General features: G+C 63.6%; 19 protein-coding genes, 1 tRNA gene and 1 pseudogene. 5 read left to right on the top strand and 16 right to left on the bottom strand.

The window, feature by feature from the left end:
* Positions 1-12: 12 nt before the first annotated feature.
* From AQZ52_RS10830 to AQZ52_RS10795, 9 genes and pseudogenes are all read right to left on the bottom strand, one after another.
* Positions 13-498: a hypothetical protein gene (locus tag AQZ52_RS10830; RefSeq protein ID WP_067910343.1), complete on the bottom strand. Its 486-nt coding sequence runs from the start codon at positions 496-498 to the stop codon at positions 13-15.
* Entirely contained in the window at positions 495-776 is a 282-nt protein-coding gene (locus tag AQZ52_RS10825) for a hypothetical protein (protein WP_067910340.1), read from the bottom strand. Before AQZ52_RS10825 ends, AQZ52_RS10830 begins: the two co-directional genes overlap by 4 nt.
* A complete protein-coding gene (locus AQZ52_RS10820; protein ID WP_156424904.1) occupies positions 763-1,158 on the bottom strand; it encodes a hypothetical protein in 396 nt (131 codons plus the stop codon). The genes AQZ52_RS10825 and AQZ52_RS10820 overlap by 14 nt, the downstream gene beginning before the upstream one ends.
* Before the next feature lie 357 nt (positions 1,159-1,515).
* Positions 1,516-1,695 (bottom strand): annotated as a pseudogene (locus AQZ52_RS19095) (hypothetical protein); the annotation flags it as partial.
* A gap of 490 nt (positions 1,696-2,185) precedes the next feature.
* The gene (locus tag AQZ52_RS18510) at positions 2,186-2,431 is read right to left on the bottom strand and encodes a hypothetical protein (RefSeq protein ID WP_156424903.1); all 246 of its coding nucleotides are present in this window, start codon (positions 2,429-2,431) and stop codon (positions 2,186-2,188) included.
* 11 nt (positions 2,432-2,442) lie between these two features.
* Positions 2,443-2,637 (bottom strand): hypothetical protein, encoded by a 195-nt coding sequence (locus tag AQZ52_RS10810; RefSeq protein ID WP_067910331.1) that lies wholly within the window; start codon positions 2,635-2,637, stop codon positions 2,443-2,445.
* Positions 2,627-2,929 carry a hypothetical protein gene (locus tag AQZ52_RS10805; protein WP_067910329.1) on the bottom strand — a complete coding sequence of 101 codons (303 nt, stop codon included), beginning with the start codon at positions 2,927-2,929 and terminating at the stop codon, positions 2,627-2,629. Before AQZ52_RS10805 ends, AQZ52_RS10810 begins: the two co-directional genes overlap by 11 nt.
* Before the next feature lie 271 nt (positions 2,930-3,200).
* A complete protein-coding gene (locus AQZ52_RS10800) occupies positions 3,201-3,704 on the bottom strand; it encodes a hypothetical protein (protein ID WP_067910326.1) in 504 nt (167 codons plus the stop codon).
* Positions 3,701-4,243: a hypothetical protein gene (locus AQZ52_RS10795; protein ID WP_156424901.1), complete on the bottom strand. Its 543-nt coding sequence runs from the start codon at positions 4,241-4,243 to the stop codon at positions 3,701-3,703. The genes AQZ52_RS10800 and AQZ52_RS10795 overlap by 4 nt, the downstream gene beginning before the upstream one ends.
* A gap of 635 nt (positions 4,244-4,878) precedes the next feature.
* Here AQZ52_RS10795 and AQZ52_RS18750 point away from each other — a divergent pair.
* The 4 genes from AQZ52_RS18750 (at position 4,879) to AQZ52_RS10775 (ending at position 8,976) form a co-directional block, all read left to right on the top strand.
* Positions 4,879-5,271 carry a PilZ domain-containing protein gene (locus tag AQZ52_RS18750; protein WP_169793737.1) on the top strand — a complete coding sequence of 131 codons (393 nt, stop codon included), beginning with the start codon at positions 4,879-4,881 and terminating at the stop codon, positions 5,269-5,271.
* A 177-nt stretch (positions 5,272-5,448) separates the two neighbouring features.
* Positions 5,449-6,090 carry a response regulator transcription factor gene (locus tag AQZ52_RS10785; RefSeq protein WP_067910317.1) on the top strand — a complete coding sequence of 214 codons (642 nt, stop codon included), beginning with the start codon at positions 5,449-5,451 and terminating at the stop codon, positions 6,088-6,090.
* A 76-nt stretch (positions 6,091-6,166) separates the two neighbouring features.
* Entirely contained in the window at positions 6,167-6,310 is a 144-nt protein-coding gene (locus tag AQZ52_RS18505) for a hypothetical protein (RefSeq protein WP_156424900.1), read from the top strand.
* 428 nt (positions 6,311-6,738) lie between these two features.
* Positions 6,739-8,976 (top strand): GAF domain-containing protein, encoded by a 2,238-nt coding sequence (locus tag AQZ52_RS10775; protein WP_067910311.1) that lies wholly within the window; start codon positions 6,739-6,741, stop codon positions 8,974-8,976.
* Between the two features lie 26 nt (positions 8,977-9,002).
* Here the strand turns inward: AQZ52_RS10775 and AQZ52_RS10770 are convergent, their stop codons facing one another.
* Genes AQZ52_RS10770 through AQZ52_RS10760 form a run of 3 tightly spaced genes read right to left on the bottom strand, consistent with a single transcriptional unit; the run spans position 9,003 to position 11,391 of the window.
* A complete protein-coding gene (locus tag AQZ52_RS10770; RefSeq protein WP_067910307.1) occupies positions 9,003-10,580 on the bottom strand; it encodes a response regulator in 1,578 nt (525 codons plus the stop codon).
* Positions 10,581-10,586: 6 nt separating this feature from the next.
* Positions 10,587-11,129 carry a heme NO-binding domain-containing protein gene (locus AQZ52_RS10765; protein WP_082697791.1) on the bottom strand — a complete coding sequence of 181 codons (543 nt, stop codon included), beginning with the start codon at positions 11,127-11,129 and terminating at the stop codon, positions 10,587-10,589.
* A gap of 16 nt (positions 11,130-11,145) precedes the next feature.
* Entirely contained in the window at positions 11,146-11,391 is a 246-nt protein-coding gene (locus AQZ52_RS10760; protein WP_067910301.1) for a hypothetical protein, read from the bottom strand.
* A gap of 241 nt (positions 11,392-11,632) precedes the next feature.
* On the opposite strand from AQZ52_RS10760, the gene AQZ52_RS10755 reads away from it, so the two are divergent.
* Positions 11,633-12,496 (top strand): response regulator, encoded by an 864-nt coding sequence (locus AQZ52_RS10755; protein ID WP_067910298.1) that lies wholly within the window; start codon positions 11,633-11,635, stop codon positions 12,494-12,496.
* A 22-nt stretch (positions 12,497-12,518) separates the two neighbouring features.
* Here the strand turns inward: AQZ52_RS10755 and AQZ52_RS10750 are convergent.
* From AQZ52_RS10750 to grxC, 4 genes are all read right to left on the bottom strand, one after another.
* Positions 12,519-12,595, bottom strand: a tRNA-Arg gene (locus AQZ52_RS10750).
* A gap of 40 nt (positions 12,596-12,635) precedes the next feature.
* Complete coding sequence (locus tag AQZ52_RS10745) at positions 12,636-13,118, bottom strand: DUF1178 family protein (RefSeq protein WP_067910295.1); 483 nt, start codon at positions 13,116-13,118, stop codon at positions 12,636-12,638.
* Positions 13,115-13,966 (bottom strand): carbon-nitrogen hydrolase family protein, encoded by an 852-nt coding sequence (locus AQZ52_RS10740; RefSeq protein WP_067910293.1) that lies wholly within the window; start codon positions 13,964-13,966, stop codon positions 13,115-13,117. Before AQZ52_RS10740 ends, AQZ52_RS10745 begins: the two co-directional genes overlap by 4 nt.
* Positions 13,963-14,241: a glutaredoxin 3 gene (grxC, locus tag AQZ52_RS10735; protein ID WP_067910290.1), complete on the bottom strand. Its 279-nt coding sequence runs from the start codon at positions 14,239-14,241 to the stop codon at positions 13,963-13,965. The genes AQZ52_RS10740 and grxC overlap by 4 nt, the downstream gene beginning before the upstream one ends.
* Between the last annotated feature and the right edge of the window lie 145 nt (positions 14,242-14,386).

Below are 14,386 nucleotides of genomic sequence, written 5' to 3'. Positions count from 1 at the left end.
CGGCCTGCGATCTTATGCCCCATCATCCCCATCGCTGTCGGCAAGGGTATCCGGCAAGTCCAGCAGCACAGCATCGGCGGCGGCGAGTTCGGACAGGGCGCGGGCACGGATCAAGACAGATCGGCCTGTCGGGGTGTTCAAATTCCGCAATGCCGCTTCCACATCATCAGACGATAGCCGGTCTAGCGCCGCCTCGATCCCCATCCGCACGCCGCGTTCTTCGGCCTTTGCCAGCTCGGCCCGTAGTGCGGCGATGGTGGCGGCGGCTTGGTCCATGATAGCCGCTCCTGCCGCCTCATTGGGCGAACCTGTGGGCCATATGGACCGCAACCGCTTCTCCACCTCCCCCGCGCGTTCGGCCCGGTGCTTGTCGAGCGCGGTGATGGCGGAGAGGGCGATGCTCAACGCTTCGTCATCATGGAGGAAGTCGCCAACAATTCCGTTGCGCGTCGGAGCACTAAGGATCGCTGCTTTCACAGATTCGATCTCGTCGGTCATGTCAGGTGGCCCCCTTGTTCAATGGCGGTAGCAAAACTGGAAATGGCTCGGGCCTGCGCAGTGAAACCCATATCCTCACCGGCTTTGCACTGTGCTCTGACCCAAGCCACCACAGCCGCCCTTTCGCTCGCCCGCGCTTCGGCGAGTTGGGCGGTGAGGGTGGCGATGGTGTCGGCGGCTTCTTGGCAAAGAGGGTCCGGCACCCACTCCACGCAGTCAAGTTCCTGAACGATTGTCATGCGTATCCGCAGCCGCTCCACCAGTTCATCCGTGCTCATGATCACCTCCGAGGGCTTGGCGGGCGTCTCTGCATCGGTCGATATTGACGCCAACGGAAGCCCCTTTTGGAAGCCGGTTGTTGTGATCTGCAATGCGAGCGAAGGGAAGCAAAGCCTCCTCCAGCGCCTTCACGCGGGCCTCGGCTGCCCACAACGCCTTGTGTACGTCGTCCGCTACAGCCTCGGCTGCTTCGGCGCGGGTGGTGGCATTGGCACGCAAAAGGCTCTGGACTACAAGCTGCGCTGCATGCCGCTCCACCGGCACAAACGCGGCCTCGATGCGGGTGCGGAGGTGGTTGGCAATGTCTGCCGCACCACGCTCATCTGCCCACATTTGATGCGCTTCGTTCCACAGCCCAGCCCAATCAAACGGCGCGGTCATGGCTTTTGCTCCCAGCATGAACCTTCTGTTATTTTGTAGGATACGCGCATGTTTTCGTGGACAGCCATCAAGTGCTTGCTGCATCCAGTGTAGCCAGCGCTTCGGAATACATGGCAGCATTCACCGCACGGATGATCTTCGACAGCCATCGTTTTGAGGCCACAGTTGATGCAGTAACAGCCACGCTCCTCGCCCACCTGATTAAAACGTTGCGTCGTGTGCTGGCAGTCGGTCATGGCTTCCACATTCCGCACTTGGTGCATAGGCAACCAAGGTTCTCCCCGGTTGCGAGGTTGACGTATCGGCTGCGCTGCCACGAATGGCGGCAAAACCATTCCTTGATTGCTTGTGAGAGCATCACTTCCCCTCCCCCAGGATCGCGGCGATGGCGGCTTCCGGGTAAATTTGCACACTGCCCGGTTCGTTCTCGCTTTCGATGGCATAGCCAACCGGCGTCAGGTTTGTGCTGTAGAAGCCGACAACGCGCCCGGTCCACTTGCTGCCCTTGATCTTGGTAACGCGCTGACCGAGAGTGAACTTCCTCTCCCGCATCCCCTCGCGGTCGATCAGCACGAGGTCGCCGGAGCGGCGCTTCCACGCAGCGATGGCTTGAGCGTCTTGGTCGGGCCCGTAAAATGCGGAGGTCATTGCGCAACAGACTGTCGCAGGAGACGTGCAGACTATTCTCGAACCGTTGGGTCCGTACCCCTCTTCGCGGCTCACCCATTCGCCCATGGGGTGGATGAGTTTTCCCGCCGCCCCGCAAAAAGGGCAGGGCGTCGCCGCCTCACTCAGCGCGGCCAGATCGGGGTTAGTCGGCATGGGGGTGGTCCTTTCGCGAATAACTATCTCGTGTGTTTTCTCGCAGACATTGCAGAGCGCGTAGAGGCGATAACCGGGGAACGCTGGTGCGCCTTCCACACCGCTCTTGCTGTAATTATAGCGCCAAACCCCATCGACCCATTCAGGGTCCATGTCGGCATCGTAAAAGGTCTTGCGCTCGCCGCAGTTGTCGCAAGCATGATAGTCATTGAATGCCATCGCCGGTCCTTTCGATGTGGGCTTTGAGGCGCTGGCCGAGGGGGGTGAGGCAGAAACTTGTTTGCGAAACCAACCTGCGCCGTTCCAGCCCCTTCAGGGTTGATAATCGGCATTCGCCTTCTACTGAGGGTAAAAAGCCCAAGGCAGTCGCCCACGCGCTCAACAGCGCCTTTCGCTGCGCCGCAGTCAGCCCCCGCGCCAGCTTGTCGAGGTCGTCAGTCATGGGGGTCATGCTCTGGTTCCTTACATGTGGCGCGCACACCATTCGGTGAACGGTGAGCAATCCGAAAGAAGGTGCGATTTAAACGAAACGGAATGTCCGCGCGCATTTGCAAACGCGATGTTCTCGCGGCGGCGCTCCATGATCTCTTCGCGCTCGGTTGGTGACTTGTAGCCCATGCGATAAGGCAGCCGCGCGGCGATGCTTTCAACGCCCATCGCCACGGTCCTTTCTTGCGCGGAGGGCGGCGGCGCACCATTCGCAAGGGCGCTCGCACAAGCAGGTGCCTTCGCCTTCGTCATAGGTTTCGCACTGCCAATCCCATGAGCAGCCGTAGGTGACGCCTTCGCCACCGCAGTTGGCGCATTCGCCGCGATCATCGTAGGCCTGGTCGTCATCAAAGCATCGCTGGCAGAGCATCACATGACCGGCTATGGTTCGGTCGCAGTTCAAGCACTTGCGCTGCTCCGCCCCTTCTGCCGCCTCGATGCGCTGGGGTAGGTCGGTCATGGGCGGGGTTCCTTCGGGTGCGAGGCGACTGGTGAGCGTGGCGGTTGTTTCCAATCAAGCGCCGGAAAGCCGAACATCACGCGCTTAATCGCATGGTAGCAATCCAACACGCCTTGGTCGTAAGCCTCGCCTACGTCTCCGCTGCGATAACCGGGTGAGAGGTCACCAGCGCTCCGGCGGCGAACTTGCAGGATCGCGTCTAAAAGCGGGTGATCGTTGTTGAACGAATGACCCATTCGCCACTCGGGCTTGGTCTGCCATGCGTCCCCCATCACCCTTCTCCCGCCGCTGCGGTGCGGTGCTTGGCGAGGGCGGCGCTGGCGATGCGAGCGCACTGCACTTCAGCATCTGGACCGCCAATGTCAGTACCTGAAGCGATGCGCTCCAAAGCCTCCACCAGATCGGCAACGTCTCCGCTGGGGTGGGCGAGGGCGGCGAGGCCAACGCGCGCGAGCCAGTCGCGTACGGCCTGTTCGGCAGCGGACTTGGCTTCGGCCTCAGTCGCAGCAGTGCCCGTCCCAACGGGCGGTCCATACTGTGCCCAATACCATCTGTTAAAACCACCGCGAAAAACCATCACAACAGCTTCTTGCCCTAGCATGAGGTCATCCCCCTCCCACCGCAGCACCACCTCACCAGCGGGCGCGCTGGCGGTGCGGTGGCAGGCACCTGCATCACAAGTGCAAGCGCGCTCGGTCTGCACTGTGATGCCGGTGTTCCAGCAATCAGTGCATGGGCCATCGTCAGCCTGCGTCACGTTCGGTTCCTGGGTCATGCTGCTGTCTCCGGTGTGGGGGTAGATCCGACACGGATCGCTTCGACTTGCGATCGCCACGCGTTGCCTGTCCTGATTTTGCTGATCATGGCGTGAGTGACGCCGAACCTCGTGCCGATCGCGCCATTTGTCAGGACACCTTCATCGATTAGCCGCACGATCTCCGGCAGGGCTTCCGGCGCTATTTTGCAGTTCGGGTTGTCGAACCCGCCAAACGCCTTGTTGCGATGCCTTCCGCGCTTCGACTTGTCCGCCGAGTTTTCGGCCGGCGTTCCCCAGCGCAGATGATTTGGATTGCAGCATGGCGGATTGTCGCAGCTATGCAGCGCGTGAAGATCAGACCGCTGCAGATTGCTCGCCAGCAATAGGGCGACACGCGAAGCCGCTTTCACGCCCGACTCTGTGCGCACCTGCCAGTAACCGTAGCGGTCACGATAGCCCTGCCACTCCCAGCATTCATCCGGCCCGCGCACATCAACGCGATCCCAGAACCGGGCTTGGATAGATTCGTCCTGTCGGGTAGTCAGCAAATCAGCCATATCGAACCTCGTACGTTCGTTTGTGGTCAGGGCCGGAAGTGGATTGCCGTCCGCTTCTGGCCCGATTGAGTTAGCCAAATGGTCGCAGGATGCTTGGAATTGCGTGGCCGGAAATCGGCAGGTGCGCCAAACTAAGCCCTTGCGTGGACTTGAAACATACACCCCTGCAGGGCGCGCCACATTTTTCGGCACATTCCCGCAATATTTTGCAAAAAATCAGCCCATTTGGTTACCGGGCTTCCAAACCGCTGTTAAGGTCCGGTTCGTAAGTTTTCCCTGTCGATGGGGGAAACCATGCCGCACAGGTACACCAGATATGGCCCGCAATGCCGCACTTTGGCGACAGGCTGCGCCGCGCCTTGCGCGCAGGAGCCGTGCGCGCACCGAAGCGGCCGCGTGCGGCACGCCCCCATCCGTTTACCTTATCTGCTAAGCGCAACCTCCTCGCCAGCTTTCACGGCAGCCGCCTCCGCGCGGCCGCTGCGTCCGAGTTCCCCACCGGGGCGATCCGTCATGGGTCGCCCCAACCCGGGGGCAGCCCGTACGGTCGCCGGAACCCGGCTCGAAAGGGCGGCCGGGCGCCGACCAGGGACCATCGCCAACCTCATGCGCAAAGCCCGATGGAGCTAGCCTTGATGCACCATTTCCCCGCTCACCCGCAGCGCGACGTCCGCGAACGCCGCCTTCTGCGCGGCCATATGCAGACCGAACGCCTGCCGCTGTTCGATATCCTGATCCGCAACATCTCGGAACACGGCCTGTGCGCCTCGTGCCGCGACTTGCCGCCGGTTCCCGGCGAGATGGCCGAGATCCAGCTGCCGGACAACCGCACCGTCACCGCCACGGTTCGCTGGGTGAACGAGCAGGTGTTCGGCGTTGCGTTCGATACGCCGATCAGTCTCGCGCTGATGCTCCAAACGCTGCAACGCCTGCGCGAACTGGCTGAACGCAATGCCAGCTGGGAAGTTAAGTCGAAGCACCGGGTCAACACCAATCACCGCAATCAGGGGATTCTGCGCCGGGTCTGACGATACCACCGATTTGGATCACCATCCGGCCAACAAGTACAACCAAAGTGGTTGTTTCAATTTATCTGGCACCAATTGCCCCACTCTCGCTGCCGCAATGGCACCGTTCGAGATGGCAGCAACCGGCAATGCCAAGTAGGCAAGCTGGACTAGTGAACTTCTGCACAGGTCGATAAAATGGACGATAGAACAGCAGTTTATGTCATCGAAGACAGCGTTCACTTGCGCGCGGAAATCTCGCACAATCTGAACGCCCTGGGGATCCGCAGCGTCGTGTTCAACGATGTCGGCGAACTGCCCGCAAAGATCGATCGCCCGGTCATCTTCATGGTGCGGCATGAATCGCCCTGCCGCGTTCTGATCGACAAGTACCGCGCCGATCGTGCACCGGTTTCGGCAAAGATCGAATTCTCGTGCAATGCGGGGTTTGAAAAGGCGGTCGCCGCGATCCGCGATGGCTCTTCCGATTTCGTGGTCTGGCCCTCGGAGCCGGGCTTGCTCGATCGCGCCGTGTCGCGCGCCGAGGAAGACCTGCGCCGCAACCAGCCTGCACGGGTCATGGGCGGCCGCGCCAAGGAAAAGGTGTCGATGCTGACGACGCGCGAGCGCCAGGTGCTCAGCGATGTCATCAACGGCTGCACCACGGAGCGGATTGCCGTCAAGCTGGCGATCAGCCCGCGCACGGTCGACATTCACCGCCGCAACGTTCTTGCGAAGCTCAACGTGCGCAATACCGCGCAGGCGATCGTGATCGCGCTGAGCTCGGGTGAGTTTCATCCCGCGCAGGACGAATTCTCGCCAACCCATGCCTATGCTTGATCGCGTGTCGGGCGCTGTGGGGCGCAAGGTGGGGCGGTCAGTCTGCCGCACCCTCGGTCTCCACGCGCCGGGTCCCGTGATCAAGTCCAACGGCCTGTTCTTTTATGGCCGCTGCAAATTCTGCGCACGCATCATCACCCGCACCGGCCCGGCCTCATGGCGCGCAGCACGGGCGGTGGACGAGGTTTACCTCGGTGAAATGCGTGACGTCAGCACCTGATACCTTCGGGTCGCAACCGGAAAGGTTCCGAGGGTTTGTGCGCAATCGTCCCCAAGTGTTGCGTGCCAATAACAGAAGAGCGGCGCCCGGCCATGCCAAGTGGCCGGGCAGACATGTCTCCGTGATCGATCTGACGCCGGACACTGCCCTTGCCAAAGGATATCCGGCACGGTGCCTCCGCTGCTGCGGATGGTATCCGTTCAGGTCATGACCTTGGTCCGGGACAGGCGAGTTCCCAGCCTGTCCCGGCCCTGTCAGCAAGTTTCCGTTAACACTTGCCTCAGGTTTGCGATGCAATACCGGGAGAGGTATTAGTACTTGTCCGGGGGCTGCATCGGGGGGCGTAGCGCTTCGGTCGGGGTTGATCCGGGGCCGAAAAAGGGCAGCCAGCCGCACATGCGGCAAAAGGGGCGTGGGGGATTTCGAAAATGCGCGTCGATGCGCGGGTCTGGCCATTGATAGCCGCGATCTTTGCAGCCTTGCTGGTATTGGTAGACTTGCGTGCTGCCTTCCATTGGCCGGCCCTTGGTATCAGTGCAGTCGGATTTGCCCTGCTTGTCTGGGCTGTCGGATATCTCTTGCTGGTCCGCATGACCCTGCTCGCCCATCTCGACGTCGCCCGCATTGCCGCCAATTCGATCGACCAGATCATCTGGATCGAACGCTATCCTTCGGGCGAAACCGCATTCGCCACCATGAAGTACGAGCAGATCTGGGGGCAGGACGACATCACGCTGTTCCAGGCGGCGGAAACACGGCTTGAAAAGGTCCATGCCGCCGATCGCCAGCGTGTCCGCCGGGAGATCCGCGCCGGGCAGGCCGGGCTAGAGACCTTCCGAACCGAATTCCGCATGCTCACGGCGCAAGGGGCAGAGCGGATCATGAACGTCCAGTTCTATCCGCATGATATCAAGGAAGGCCGCACCGGTTACTGGATCGGCTTTGCCACCGACGTGACCGAGGACCGGCGCAATCACCAGAGCATGCTGCGCAATCGCCGTGCGCTGCGTGCACTCGCACAAGTCAACGCCGCGATTTCGCGCGCCCAGTCGCGCTCCGACCTGCACCGGCTAGTCTGCCAGAGCCTGACCGCCGACGACAGCTATGCGGCGGCGTGGATCGGTCTGCGCGAATTCGGACCGGACGCGCGGATCCGTGTCACCGCCCATGCGGCAAACCATGCGGACTACATCACCGCGCTCGACATCCGCCCCCATCATCCCGTCTTCGGCCTTGGTCCGACAGCGCGTGCCGTGCGCGAAGGCCGGGTCTGCGTCTCGCAATCGGTGGCCGATAATCCCGATCTTGCACCATGGCGCGAGGCAGCACTCAGCCGGGGGTTCGAGGCCATCGCCGCTTTCCCGCTGCTGCGCGACGGCCGTGCGTTCGGCTCGCTCACGCTCTATTCCACCGAGTCGGGCGCCTTTGCCGACGACGAGATCCGCATCCTTGAGGAAATGAGCGTCAGCCTGGCTCAAGGCATCATCATGATCGAGGCCAAGGCCGAGCTGCTCAACAGTCGGAAGATGGAACTGATCGGGCAGATTTCGGGGGAACTTTCACACGATTTCAATAATATACTTGGTATCATCGCGAACCATGCGGAAATCGGCGGGCGCGAGGCGGAGAGCGATGCGGCGCGCGACCGCTTTGCCCTGATCGCCCAGGCCTCGCTGCGCGGGGTCGATATCACCCGCTCGCTGCTCGGCATCGCCCGCCATCCGCGCGGCATTCCCGAACATGCCGACGTCAACACCCTCACCACGCGCCTCATCGCGCTGATCCGCGCCGCCGTTGGCCCGGGGATCGACGTGCAAGTCCAGCTTGCGGACAGCGCGCTGCTGGTCGAAGTCGATCCGGCGGGCTTCAACAATGCGCTCGTCAATCTCGCCATCAATGCGCGTGATGCCATGGGTGATCAGGGCGTCCTCACCGTGCGCACCTGGTGCAGCAACGCCGACGCCGGCTGCCCATCCCGCGCCGAACTGCCTGCGGGACTGCGCAGCGGGCCCCTGGTCATCGTCGAGGTGAGCGACACCGGGTTGGGCATGACAGAGGACGTGCGCGAGCGGGCGTTCGAACCGTTCTTCTCGACCAAGGGGCCCGCACAAGGCACCGGCCTTGGCCTTGCCGCCGTGCTCGGCTTTGCCGCCCATCATGGCGGAACTGCCCGGGTGCTGAGCAGCAGCTCCGCCGGTACCACGATCCAGATCCTGTTGCCGGCCAGCCAAAGCGGGGTCGATGCAGGAAACACAAGGGTCATCGCTGCCCCGCCGCCGCCACGCCCCTCCGGTCTCAGCATTCTCGTTGTTGACAACGAGCCCGATCTGCTCAGCGGCATCCTCGAGACGCTGCGTATCGCCGGCCATGCCGGGACGGGCTGCGCCACATCCGGCGAGACGCTCGCCACTCTTGCGCGGCAAAAGTTCGACGTGCTGCTCTGCGATCTCCTTCTCGGCAATGGGGAAGACGGCGCCGTTCTTGCCCGCGAGGCAGCCCGGCGCGATCCGGACATGCGGGTGATCGTGATGTCGGGCAATGCCGCCCGCCACGCGGGGGGCGAACTCGATTGGCCGCTGCTCGAAAAGCCGTTTTCAGTCGATATGCTGATTGCACAGCTCACCAGCGCCCGGACCGAGCAGGCTGCGCACCTGAAAGTCGGCTAGTTCCGGGGAATCCCCGCCAGCCCGCCTTAGGTTGCTGCCAGTGTCTTGGAGAGAAGTCTGAGGTCGATCGGCTTGCGGAGCATGTGCCAATGCGGCTGCAGCTGGCTTTCGTCGGGCAGGTAGCCGCTCATCAGGATGATCCCCATCCCGGGATGGCGCGCCTCGACCTCGTTCGCCAGTTCGACGCCGCTGCGCTCTGGCATCACGACATCGGTCAGCAGGATGTCGAATTGATCCGCATGCAGCGCGTCCATGGCCTCTGCAGCATTGGAGGCTGGCGTTGCGGCATAGCCTTCCAGGCGCAGGATCTCGATCATGGCATCGAGTGCGTGGATCTCGTCCTCGACCACGAGCACGCGCCTGTTGGCGCCGGTGTGCGGCTCGGCCCGGCGGGGCAGCGGAGCGACGGCCAGTTCGGGTTCCTCCGAAAGGTCGCTCACCGGCAGATGGATGCAGATGTCCGTGCCCACACCCGGCAGGGGAGCGATGCGGACATCGCCGCCCGCCGAACGCGCCCAGGTCCGCACCGAGCGCAGCGGAAAGTCCGGGCCGTCGTGCTGCACCGACATGGTCGGATCGAGCATCAGCCGCACGGTGTCCTCGTCGAAACCCGGTCCGTCGTGCAGGATCCTGATCACGATCCAGCGCTCGTCGGCGCTGGCGCCCATGGTCGGCAGTTTCTCGCTCGAACAATAGGTCGAGATCGTGATGGCTCCGCCTTCAACCATTGCGGCGCGGGCCTGGACGATCACGTTGGTCAGCATGGTGATAAGCTCGGTCCGGCCCGCCCGCACAGCCGCCTGCGCAGCACCGCCGATGAAATCGAGCGTGAAGTCCGCAGGCAGCGAAGCCGCGATAAACGCGAGGTTCGACCGGATCGTCTGGTCAACCGGGATCGGGGTGACCTCCACGTCGCGGTGGCCGGTCAGGCGTTCGAGCGAGAGCACCAGATCGCCGACATGGCGGGTCGCCGCCTCGATTGCCGCCCGGCTCGTCTCGGCATTGCCGGCCGAGCGCGCGAGGTTGGCGACATTGAGCCGGATGATCGAGAGGTAATTGGTCAGATCATGCACGATATAGCGCCCGAGACGCTGGGTGCGCTCGAGCAGATCCATTGCCTGGGACTGCGCCTTGGCCAGATCGATCGCGGCCTCGCGCGCCTCGGCCAGCAACGCCCGCTGCATCCCGATGAGCGTGAGCGCAGGGACCGATGCATCGATCTGCGAGAAGTCGGAAATGGTCAGCCCCTGACCTTCGATGATGAAGTCCTCGGGCACGATGTTGAGCGCGAGGAGGAACCCGCCATCCTCGGTCGAGAAGGTGATCCCCGCCAGACGGATGTTCTTGGTCCGGCAGAAGATTTCCAGCCGCTCGGGTGTGTCCGCCATTGCCGCGATCGCCTCGCAAAGGGCGGGTGCCTGTTCGTCATCGCGATCATGGCGCAGCGTGAACAGTTCGGCCAGCGCCGCACCGGGGACGACCGCGGTCTCTCGCGAGAGGAAGAACGGACCGGCAGCCACGACAAAGAAGCACCGGTCGACCTTGATAAAGGCCCGGAAGAGCGCCCCAAGCTGCGATTCACGGAGAGTGACGGCAGCCTTCATGACCGGTCAGTTCCTGTCGAGGTGAATGGCGAAGTCGATGGTATTGCCGGCCCGCGCCATCACTTCCACCGTGCCTTTCTCGTTCATCCGGTCCAGAAGCCCTTCCAGCAGGCCGATCACGAATGCCTCGAGCCCCGTCCGATCGGACCGGTAACGTACCCGCAGGTTCTGGCGCGTCTCGTCGAGCAGCGTGAACGAAGGGACCCGCGCATCGGGCATCGCGAGCACCACCGAACGATGCATACGGTCGAGATTGTTGATGAAGGTCACGATGTCCTGCCCGGTGAAATCCATGATCGGGCCGAACGAGCTGAGCTCGGCGAATTGCACCCAGTAGCGTCCGAACACCCGTAGCGCGTCATCGAACGAAAGCCCGAGCTTGTCCGCAGACGCCGCAATCAGCGCAATGGTCTTGGAATCGTCGTAGACACACAGGCTGATCAGGTCCGCCGGTCCCGTAGCGGTCTCGCGTTCGACCTTGGCCCAGGCGGCGGGGCCGAGCCGGTCGATCATCATCTGGCGAAGCGCGCGGTGCGCCATTCCGTACATGGGTGTTCGCTCCGTATCAGGCCGGGCGCGGCGCCAGCAGGTCTTCTTGCACCAACGTCGTCATATGCTCGGCAAGGGTGCCAACGCGCGCAATCTGCTCGTCGATCCGGTCGAGCTTCGCCATGAGGTAGGCGGCCTGCTCCGCGTTCAGGCCCGGGCACAGCGCAGAGCGAAGGTTGCCGGTGGCAAGGCCGATCACGTTGAGCGGCTGGCGCAGCTCGTGCAGGCATTCCTGAACCTTCGTCGTCACGTCGTCTGCCATGTGTTCCCCGCTTGGAATAGCCCTGAACCCAACGGGCTCACCCCTCATCCAAAACTAAGCATGAGTGGTAGCTTGGCGGTAGTCCTAGGCATTTACAGTGAGCCTATCGACACGGATCGGTGCCACATTGGCACCAATGTAACGTTGATTGATGCGTTTGCATTCGACATGCGCGGCTTTGGATACAATACAGTCCAAAGCGGATGTAATTTCCAGCAAGAAGTCTAAGTCACGTGAGAACATGAACGCCAAGGTCATTGCAGAGCGGGACAACGCACAAGCCCGCATTCTCGTCGTCGACGACGACCGCGCAACGGCCGAGGAGGTCGTGGAGGCCGCGCATCTCCTTGGGTATCACTCGAGTTATGCGCTCGATGCCGCATCAGCCCTGCGTGCGATTGCCGAGGACGAAAGCATCGGAATCGTGGTCACCGACGTGCAGATGCCGGGGATGACCGGGCTCTCGCTGCTTGATGAGTTGGCCTCGCGCTTCGCCTCGCAGCGGCCGCTGGTCACGCTGGTGATCACCGGCTTCGGCAGCATCGATGTCGCGGTGGCCGCCATGCGCAACGAGGCGGGCGATTTCCTCACCAAGCCTGTCTCGCGCGAGGATCTGGCCGCCGCGCTGCGCCGCGCCATGCGCAAATGGCTGCGCCTGTGCGGCGAACGCTCGCTCGCCGCGCTCAGCGCCAGCTTGCGCGGTCCGGTTGGCGACGCCGATCAGGCTTCGGCGGCCCCTGCCCCGCCCGCCCCGGTCGACGATGCCGAACTGCTCAAGATCACCCGCAAGCTGGTGCGCATGCGCGAACAGCGCGGGCAATTCCTCAATCCGGCGCTGTTCTCGGATCCGATGTGGGATATCCTGCTCGATCTGAGCTCGGCCCGGCTCGAAGGGAAGACCGTCCCCGTCTCCAGCGTGTGCCAGGCGGCCGGTGTGCCGATGAGCACGGCGCTGCGCCAGATCCGCAGCCTTGTCGACATGGGCCTGATCCGGCGCTGGTCCGATCCGCTCGACCGCCGCCGCGATCTCCTCGCCATCAACGACGAGGCGATGGACGCCATGCGCCAGTACCTGACCTATCTGAGAGATCGCGTCGGCGTCTGAAGCCCGGGCGGTGGTCGGGAAATGGTGCGCCCGGCGGGATTCGAACCCACGGCCCCCAGATTAGGAATCTGGTGCTCTATCCGGCTGAGCTACGGGCGCCACCGCGGTGCTCCTTACGCGGGGCTGCGCCGGCTGGCAATCAGTTGACCTCACCCGGCGGGACAATCGGCACCAGCACCGGCGCCACGGGCACGCCCTCCTCGATCAGGCCCTGCACTTCGGCCGGGCTCGCCTGCCCATGGATCAGTGCTGGGTCCTTCTCGCCGTAATGCATGGCACGCGCGTCCTCGGCGAAGTTCTTGCCGACCCAGGTCGAGGCCTTGAGCATTTCGCTCTGCGCCGCCGCGACCGCCTTCAGCATCGCGACCGCTTCGGGGGGCAGCGGGGCGGAGGCCACGGGCACATCGACCGGCGGCGCGGCCGGTACCGGCATGGACGCGGGCAGCTGGTTGCTCTTGCGCGAGAGGCGCGGCGCGGAAAGCGCCTTGTCCACTTCGGGCGCGCCGCAAACCGGACAGGTCACGAGCCCGCGCGCCTGCTGGCCGGCAAAGTCTTCGGAACTGGCGAACCACCCTTCGAACCGGTGCCCGCCCGCGCGGCATTCAAGATCAAAGACAATCATGTGATGGATTTAGGAATTGCCCGGCGATTGGCAAGACTGGGCACTTGTGCCCGCACCTCGGCAATGCGGGCAAGGTCGATCTCGGCAAAACCTAGCGCGCCGTGAGGCCCGCTTTCGCTGACCATGTCGAGCACCACCTCGCCCCAGGGGTCGACCACAAGGCTGTGGCCATAGGTCTCGCGCCCGTCCTCGTGCCGGCCGACTTGTGCGGCGGAGACGATGAAGGCGCTGGCTTCGACCGCGCGCGCCCGCTGCATCAGATGCCAGTGCGCGCGCCCCGTCGGCACGGTGAACGCGGCAGGAATGGCAATCGCATCGCAGCGCCGCCGCCCCAGTTCCTCGAACAGGGCCGGAAAGCGGATGTCATAACAGATCGCCAGCCCCAGCCGTCCGAGCGGGGTGCCCTCGACCGTCACCACCGCCTCGCCGGGCTGATAGGCGGCGGACTCGCGCCAGGTCTCGCCCGTTGCCAGGTCGACGTCGAACATGTGAATCTTGTCGTAGCGCGCGGCGATCTCGCCGGCAGGCGTGATCACGAAGGCGCGGTTGGCCCAGCGCGAACCGTCCTCGGCCTTGACCGCCAGACTGCCGATGTGGACCCAGATGCCGGCCTTCGCGGCGGCATTGCGGACCTCGGACAGCACCGGGCTTTCCGTCTCCGGCACCACGTGCCGGCTGCCGCGCGCCCGGTCGCGGTCGAGCAGGCCCGACATTTCGGGTGTGAACAGCATGGCGGCACCCGCGTCCGCTGCTTCCTGCGCCGCGCGGGCCATGGCGGCGGCATTGGCCGCCGGATCGATGCCGGTGGTCATCTGCAGCAGCGCGATGCGCCGCGTGTCAGCGTTCATGCCGCGAGCATGGGGTCGAGCTTGCCGGCCGCATCGAGCGCCGCCAGATCATCCGAACCACCGACGTGCTGGCCGTTGATGAAGATCTGCGGCACCGTGCTCACGCCGGGCGCGCGCGCAAGCATCTCGGCGCGCTTGGGCCCTCCCATGGTGATGTCGTACTCGGTCACGTCCACGCCCTTGCGCCCCAGCAGCGCCAGCGCGCGGCTGCAATAGGGGCAGCCCCACTTGGTGTAGATCTCGACAGATGCGGTTGGGGCAGCAGCTTCGCTCATGAGCACCTCTTGAAAACGCAATTTCGCTAACACACATGGTTGCTCGTGTCATGCGCCGCAAGGCGGGCGTGACCACACAGAAACGGCCGGACGCCACTTCGGGTCCGGCCGCCGAATGACAACCACTGTGCAGATTGCTCAAACA

The sequence above is a fragment of the Novosphingobium fuchskuhlense genome, from assembly GCF_001519075.1.
Lineage (GTDB): Bacteria > Pseudomonadota > Alphaproteobacteria > Sphingomonadales > Sphingomonadaceae > Novosphingobium > Novosphingobium fuchskuhlense.
The sequence above is the reverse complement of the archived record's forward strand: the minus strand, read 5'-3'. Positions and strand labels throughout refer to the sequence as shown.

Bases quoted from the DNA above. Each gene is read 5' to 3' on its own strand.
- AQZ52_RS10810 (WP_067910331.1), bottom strand. From the start codon at position 2,637: ATGGGCGTTGAAAGCATCGCCGCGCGGCTGCCTTATCGCATGGGCTAC.
- AQZ52_RS10795 (WP_156424901.1), bottom strand. From the start codon at position 4,243: ATGGCTGATTTGCTGACTACCCGACAGGACGAATCTATCCAAGCCCGG.
- AQZ52_RS10830 (WP_067910343.1), bottom strand. From the start codon at position 498: ATGACCGACGAGATCGAATCTGTGAAAGCAGCGATCCTTAGTGCTCCG.
- AQZ52_RS18510 (WP_156424903.1), bottom strand. From the start codon at position 2,431: ATGACCCCCATGACTGACGACCTCGACAAGCTGGCGCGGGGGCTGACT.
- AQZ52_RS10775 (WP_067910311.1), top strand. From the start codon at position 6,739: ATGCGCGTCGATGCGCGGGTCTGGCCATTGATAGCCGCGATCTTTGCA.
- AQZ52_RS10805 (WP_067910329.1), bottom strand. From the start codon at position 2,929: ATGACCGACCTACCCCAGCGCATCGAGGCGGCAGAAGGGGCGGAGCAG.
- AQZ52_RS10740 (WP_067910293.1), bottom strand. From the start codon at position 13,966: ATGAACGCTGACACGCGGCGCATCGCGCTGCTGCAGATGACCACCGGC.
- AQZ52_RS10755 (WP_067910298.1), top strand. From the start codon at position 11,633: ATGAACGCCAAGGTCATTGCAGAGCGGGACAACGCACAAGCCCGCATT.
- AQZ52_RS10760 (WP_067910301.1), bottom strand. From the start codon at position 11,391: ATGGCAGACGACGTGACGACGAAGGTTCAGGAATGCCTGCACGAGCTG.
- AQZ52_RS10820 (WP_156424904.1), bottom strand. From the start codon at position 1,158: ATGACCGCGCCGTTTGATTGGGCTGGGCTGTGGAACGAAGCGCATCAA.
- AQZ52_RS10765 (WP_082697791.1), bottom strand. From the start codon at position 11,129: ATGTACGGAATGGCGCACCGCGCGCTTCGCCAGATGATGATCGACCGG.
- AQZ52_RS10800 (WP_067910326.1), bottom strand. From the start codon at position 3,704: ATGACCCAGGAACCGAACGTGACGCAGGCTGACGATGGCCCATGCACT.
- AQZ52_RS18750 (WP_169793737.1), top strand. From the start codon at position 4,879: ATGCACCATTTCCCCGCTCACCCGCAGCGCGACGTCCGCGAACGCCGC.
- AQZ52_RS10770 (WP_067910307.1), bottom strand. From the start codon at position 10,580: ATGAAGGCTGCCGTCACTCTCCGTGAATCGCAGCTTGGGGCGCTCTTC.
- AQZ52_RS10825 (WP_067910340.1), bottom strand. From the start codon at position 776: ATGAGCACGGATGAACTGGTGGAGCGGCTGCGGATACGCATGACAATC.
- AQZ52_RS10745 (WP_067910295.1), bottom strand. From the start codon at position 13,118: ATGATTGTCTTTGATCTTGAATGCCGCGCGGGCGGGCACCGGTTCGAA.
- grxC (WP_067910290.1), bottom strand. From the start codon at position 14,241: ATGAGCGAAGCTGCTGCCCCAACCGCATCTGTCGAGATCTACACCAAG.
- AQZ52_RS10785 (WP_067910317.1), top strand. From the start codon at position 5,449: ATGGACGATAGAACAGCAGTTTATGTCATCGAAGACAGCGTTCACTTG.